Origin of the sequence: Streptomyces lonarensis, assembly GCF_012033735.1 — a bacterium.
GTDB classification, from domain to species: domain Bacteria; phylum Actinomycetota; class Actinomycetes; order Streptomycetales; family Streptomycetaceae; genus Streptomyces; species Streptomyces lonarensis.
The window spans coordinates 1-4,657 of the sequence record NZ_JAAVJD010000326.1 but is presented as its reverse complement, the minus strand read 5'-3'; the positions used below and the strand labels follow the sequence as shown (position 1 = coordinate 4,657).

Below are 4,657 nucleotides of genomic sequence, written 5' to 3'. Positions count from 1 at the left end.
GAGGCGGAGATCGCCGACATCATCCCCAAGAGCGAGTGGACGATGTTCTCCCACCGGGTGATCTTCCACGGCCGCCGGGTCTGCCACAGCCGGAAGCCGGCGCGGCGGCACACGCGCCCGCCCCCGCCGCGCCGCTGCTCAGCGAGGACGGCATCCCGTCGTGGCTGCACCCCGTCGCCAACGCCGCCCGCACGGTGGCGCCCCACCAGCTGAGCCGGTTCCTGCCGCCCGAGCGCGGCGGGCGGCCCGCCGCCGTGCTGGTGCTGTTCGGCGACGGACCGGAGGGTCCCCACCTGCTGCTCACCGAACGCGCCGGGACACTGCGGCAGCACGCCGGCCAACCCTCTTTCCCCGGCGGGTCGTTGGACCCGGAGGACGGCGACCCGCGCATGGAGGGCCCGCTGCGCGCCGCGCTGCGCGAGGCGGAGGAGGAGACGGGTCTCGACCCCGACGGGGTCCGGCTCTTCGCCGAACTGCCCCGGCTGTACATCCCCTTCAGCGATTTCGTGGTCACCCCCGTCCTCGGCTGGTGGCACACCCCCTCCCCGGTCGCACCGGTCGATCTCGGCGAGACCGCGAGGGTGTTCACCGTCCCTGTCAGCGAACTGACCGATCCCGCCCACCGCGGCACCGCGATCCATCCCAGCGGTTACCGTGGCCCCTGCTTCGACGTCCGTTCCGCGCTGGTCTGGGGGTTCACCGCGGGCATCATCGACCGGGTGCTGCACTACGCCGGTTGGGAGATCCCGTGGGACCGGAACCGGCACTACAAGCTCGACGGCGGCGCGTGAGGCACCGCCCCCTGACGTGAGACGGTGGCCGCCATGAACGCAATCGACCTCCTCCTGCTGCTGGCCGCCGTATGGTTCGCGGTCCTCGGCTACCGACAGGGTTTCGTGGTCGGTGTGCTCTCCGTCATCGGTTTCATCGGTGGCGGCCTGATCGGGGTGCGGCTCCTCCCGATCGCCTGGGACCACTTCAGCGACGGCCGTCCCCCGGGCTCGATCGGGGTGGTGGTCGCGGTGGTCATCGTCATCGTCCTGGCCTCCGTCGGGCAGGCGCTGACGACCCACTTCGGCAACCGGCTGCGGCAGCACATCACCTGGTCCCCGGCGCGGGCCCTGGACGCGACCGGCGGCGCGCTGGTCAACGTGATGGCGATGCTGCTCGTGGCGTGGCTGATCGGCTCGGTGCTGGAGAAGACGACGCTGCCCACGGTCGGCAAGGAGGTACGCGCCTCGCGGGTGCTCCAGGGCGTCTCCGACGCGCTGCCGGACAACGCCGACACCTGGTTCGACGACTTCAGCCGCACCCTCTCCCAGCAGGGCTTCCCCCAGGTGTTCTCGCCGTTCACCGAGGAGCCCATCACCGACGTGGCCCCGCCCGACCCGGAGCTGGTGAACAGCCCCGCCGTCGCGCAGGCCCGCGAGTCCATCGTGAAGGTGGCCGGCACCGCGCCCAGCTGCGGCAAGATACTGGAGGGCACCGGCTTCGTCTTCGACGACGGCAAGGTCATGACCAACGCCCACGTCGTCGGAGGCGTCAACGAGCCGACCGTCCAGATCGGCGGCGAGGGGCAGCTCTACGACGCCACCGTCGTCCTCTACGACTGGCAGCGCGACGTCGCGGTGCTGGACGTGCCCGGCTTGGACGCCCCCGCGCTGCCCTTCGCGGAGGACGCGGCGGTCAACGACGACGGCGCCATCGTCGCCGGCTTCCCCGAGAGCGGGCCGTTCGACGTGCGCTCCGCCCGCATCCGCGACCGCATCCAGGCCAACGGGCCGGACATCTACCGCCGCGGCACCGTCAACCGCGACGTCTACTCACTGCGCGCCCTCGTCCGTCAGGGCAACTCCGGGGGGCCGCTGCTGACCCCGAGCGGTGAGGTCTACGGCGTGATCTTCGCCAAGTCGCTCGACGACGACGACACCGGCTACGCGCTCACCTACGACGAGGTGCGCGGGGTGGTCGAGCAGGGCCGTGCGGCGAGTCGGCCGGTCGACACCGAGAGCTGCGCCATGTGACGGCAGCGCCGGTGCCCCCGCGCCGCCGGTACGACGAGGCCCGCCGCCGGGCACCGCCCCGAGAGGGACGGGAGCCCGGCGGCGGGCCGTCGTGCGGTCGCGCTGTACGGATCGATGCGGTCGGACGGGGTAGGTGTCGGATCAGCCGCGCGGGTGACGCAGCCGGGTGGAGACCCAGCGCGCCCTGCGGCGGAGGATGTGTGGAAAACCGATACTCGGATCTCTCGTCGTCAGGCGGCCGGGACCCGCTCGTCGCGCAGCGCTCTGCGCTCTGACGGCGGCTCCGTTGCCGCTCCGTTCGCGTGCCGCGTCACGGGAGTCGTGCGTCCAGCCCATAGTGCGTCTCTGCCCCCGCCTTCGGGTGGGTAACCGTCACGGATGCCAGCAATTGGCCTATGCGTCGGGCACATCTGTGCGACTGTAAACCGTTCGTGATCGTCCGGTTCCGTGAAGTGCTCACGGAGGGTGTGGAGGACTCGAAAAGACCCCGCGACGAACCCGTGGTCGGCGTGCGTTCGGTGGTGACCCCACGCGGTCGCGCGCCTACCCCGATCGCAGCACTCCACACCGGTCCGACCGGGCCACGCCGACCGGCGCCGGGGACGGCGCAGGGCGACGGTGCGGGAAAACGTCGGTGCGGGAGGGCGCCGGGGCAGCACCGCCCGGGCGGCGGGACGCCCCGGGCACGACCGCCCGGCCCGCCGGGGTCAGCGGTCCGGCTCGGGGTCCCGCAGCCAGTCGATCAGCTCGGTGGAGAACGCCAGCGGGTCCTCCTCCTGCGGGAAGTGCGCCAGCCCGTCGAAGAGCCGCCACCGGTACGGCGCCTCCACGTAGGCGTTGGACCCGGCCGAGCTGCGCGCCCGGATCACCGGGTCGAGCGAGCCGTGCAGATGGAGCGTCGGCGCCAGCACCGGCCGCCGCATCCGCCGGTTGAACTGGATGCCGTCCGGGCGCGCGAGGGAGCGCACCAGCCAGCGGTAGGGCTCCACCGAGCAGTGGGCGGTCGACGGGATCGACATCGCCTGCCGGTACAGCTCCAGATCCGCCTCCTCGGGGCCGCGCGGCCCCGACCACTCCCGCAGCAGCCGCCCCACCAGCGCGGCGTCGTCCGCGACCAGGCGTCGCTCCGGCACCCACGGCCGCTGCACGCTCCACACGAAGGAGCTCGCCGCCGTCTGCCGCGGGTCGCGCAGCATCGCGGCCCGCCAGTTGCGCGGGTGCGGCATGGAGGTCACGGCCAGGCGCCGCACCAGCTTCGGCCGCATCACCGCGGCCGTCCACGCCAGGTACCCGCCGAGGCCGTGGCCGACCAGCGCGGCGTCGGGCTCGCCCAGCGAACGGATCACGCCGGTGATGTCGAGGGCCATGTTGGCCGGGTCGTAGCCCCGCGGTGTCCGATCGCTCCCGCCCACACCCCGCAGGTCCATGGCGACGGCACGGTAGCCCGCCTCGGCCAGCGCGGGGAGCTGGTGCCGCCAGGTCCACCAGAACTGCGGGAAGCCGTGCACCAGCATCACCAGCGGCCCGTCCCCCATCTCCGCGATGTGGAACCGCGCACCGTTGGCCGCGACATCACGATGGGTCCACGGACCGGGCTGCTCGACGAGACTGGTGCGGGCCTCGGAACGTTCGGGAACGGTCATGCGGGGAGTCTGTCACCTTCGTCCGCACCCTCACGCGGGCGCGGCTTGACGTTGGAGAGAACGGCGGCCGACTCCTTGGCGGAGGAACCGATGTCCGGCTTGGGCATCCGCTGGAACTCGCGCTTCGCCACCAGACCGGCGATGCCGGCGATCACCAGGTACAGCGCGCCGACGATCAGGAAGGCGATCGCCAGCGGCAGGTCCCACCAGTTGCGCAGCCAGAACACCAGCGCGGCGGTCAGCGGGAACGGTGCCAGGACCAGGAAGACCAGGGCGACCGCGCCGGCGGAACCGCCCTTCTTGCCGCGCTGGACGTCCTCACGGAGCTTCGCCTTGGCCAGCGCGATCTCGTCGCGCATCAGCTCGGACATCTGCCCCGACGCCTCGGCCACCAGCTTCCCGATGCTGCGGCCCTCGTCGGCTGCGCTCATTGCGTCATCCCTCTCGCTGGGTAACGGACCTGCCCACCGGGAGACCCCGGCGGGCTGCCACCGCCGCGTCCCCTGCGGGGCCCGGCGCGGGCGCCACCGCCGCACGGCGCGCCCCGAGCGGCCGACCCGGTCGGGGCCGGCGCGGTGCGCCGTTCCGTCGGGAGACGGCCGTGCAGCGACAGTAGCGCCGCCGTGCCGGTGCGTCATCCGGACGCGGCGGCCGTTGAGCCGTCCGCCGCGCGGATCACGCGCCGGAAGCAGCGGCGCTCCGTCATGGTATGCGCCCGCGAGCCCCCGGAGGTGGCCGGGAGGCCGGGCGCCGGTGCCCTCGGCGCCACGGGTGCACCGCCCGGCGCGTACCCCGCTGACACCCGCTCAATCCGCACGTGGACACGGCGTTCCGGCCGCGGCCCACCCGGCGCGAACCCCCGCCCGGGGGCGTGGGGAGCGTGCCGCGACGGGCCGTGGCCGCCGTGGTCGGGGCGACCGACCCGCAGACCACGCAGGCGATCTGCGCCTTCGTGATCCTGCGCGGCACCGCCTCCGAGGACGAGGGACT

Annotated in this window: 4 protein-coding genes and 2 pseudogenes; 4 read left to right on the top strand and 2 right to left on the bottom strand. The window is 73.3% G+C overall.

Features of this window, described 5'->3' with window-relative positions:
• The 3 genes and pseudogenes from HCN56_RS26775 to HCN56_RS23800 all read left to right on the top strand — a co-directional run.
• Positions 1-102 (top strand): annotated as a pseudogene (locus tag HCN56_RS26775) (endonuclease III); the annotation flags it as partial.
• Complete coding sequence (locus tag HCN56_RS23805; protein ID WP_167974447.1) at positions 81-791, top strand: NUDIX hydrolase; 711 nt, start codon at positions 81-83, stop codon at positions 789-791. The pseudogene HCN56_RS26775 and the gene HCN56_RS23805, both read left to right, overlap by 22 nt.
• 33 nt (positions 792-824) lie before the next feature.
• Positions 825-2,024 carry a MarP family serine protease gene (locus HCN56_RS23800; protein ID WP_167974445.1) on the top strand — a complete coding sequence of 400 codons (1,200 nt, stop codon included), beginning with the start codon at positions 825-827 and terminating at the stop codon, positions 2,022-2,024.
• 707 nt (positions 2,025-2,731) lie between these two features.
• Here HCN56_RS23800 and HCN56_RS23790 read toward each other — a convergent pair.
• Positions 2,732-3,667: an alpha/beta fold hydrolase gene (locus HCN56_RS23790; protein ID WP_167974441.1), complete on the bottom strand. Its 936-nt coding sequence runs from the start codon at positions 3,665-3,667 to the stop codon at positions 2,732-2,734.
• Entirely contained in the window at positions 3,664-4,098 is a 435-nt protein-coding gene (locus HCN56_RS23785) for a phage holin family protein (RefSeq protein ID WP_167974439.1), read from the bottom strand. Before HCN56_RS23785 ends, HCN56_RS23790 begins: the two co-directional genes overlap by 4 nt.
• Before the next feature lie 446 nt (positions 4,099-4,544).
• On the opposite strand from HCN56_RS23785, the pseudogene HCN56_RS27535 reads away from it, so the two are divergent.
• A pseudogene (locus tag HCN56_RS27535) lies at positions 4,545-4,657 on the top strand (AMP-binding enzyme); the annotation flags it as partial.

What these genes read in the sequence shown, in the direction of transcription:
- HCN56_RS23785 (WP_167974439.1), bottom strand. Translation starts at nt 4,098, where the DNA reads ATGAGCGCAGCCGACGAGGGCCGCAGCATCGGGAAGCTGGTGGCCGAG.
- HCN56_RS23790 (WP_167974441.1), bottom strand. Translation starts at nt 3,667, where the DNA reads ATGACCGTTCCCGAACGTTCCGAGGCCCGCACCAGTCTCGTCGAGCAG.
- HCN56_RS23800 (WP_167974445.1), top strand. Translation starts at nt 825, where the DNA reads ATGAACGCAATCGACCTCCTCCTGCTGCTGGCCGCCGTATGGTTCGCG.